Here is a 605-nt window from a genome sequence, read left to right as displayed (position 1 = left end):
TTCAGACTTTTGTGGTTCAGACATACGCTTGTCCTTTCAAATTTGGTTTGGATAGCTTAAGCTTACTTCCGTAGTTATGTACGGAGTCAAGCGATATGCAAATTAATTTTGAGAATCTGACCATTGGCGTTTTTGCCAAGGCGGCCGGGGTCAATGTGGAGACCATCCGGTTCTACCAGCGCAAGGGCCTGCTGCCGGAGCCAGACAAGCCCTATGGCAGCATTCGCCGCTATGGCGAGGCGGATGTAACACGAGTGCGGTTCGTGAAATCGGCCCAGCGGCTGGGCTTTAGCCTGGACGAAATCGCCGAGCTACTGCGGCTGGAGGATGGCACCCATTGCGAGGAAGCCAGCGGCCTGGCCGAGCACAAGCTCAAGGATGTGCGCGAGAAGATGGCCGACTTGGCACGCATGGAGGCCGTGCTGTCTGAACTGGCGTGCGCCTGCCATGCGCGGAAAGGGAACGTTTCCTGCCCGCTGATTGCGTCACTGCAAGACGGAACGAAGCTCGCTGCATCGGCGCGGGGGAGTCACGGGGTGACTACGCCTTAGCGTGCTTTATTTTCCGAATTCTGAGACGACCCCTACCTGAACAAGCGCTACCGC

Annotated in this window: 1 protein-coding gene; it reads left to right on the top strand. The window is 57.0% G+C overall.

Annotated features, from left to right (window positions below; all coding sequences use genetic code 11):
- Positions 1-95: 95 nt before the first annotated feature.
- Entirely contained in the window at positions 96-551 is a 456-nt protein-coding gene (gene merR, locus AAY72_RS04765) for an Hg(II)-responsive transcriptional regulator (protein ID WP_057785792.1), read from the top strand.
- Positions 552-605 lie beyond the last annotated feature (54 nt).

Source organism: Alishewanella sp. WH16-1, assembly GCF_001441695.1.
Taxonomy (GTDB): domain Bacteria; phylum Pseudomonadota; class Gammaproteobacteria; order Enterobacterales; family Alteromonadaceae; genus Alishewanella; species Alishewanella agri.
The sequence above is the reverse complement of the archived record's forward strand: the minus strand, read 5'-3'. Positions and strand labels throughout refer to the sequence as shown.

What these genes read in the sequence shown, in the direction of transcription:
- merR (WP_057785792.1), top strand. Translation starts at nt 96, where the DNA reads ATGCAAATTAATTTTGAGAATCTGACCATTGGCGTTTTTGCCAAGGCG.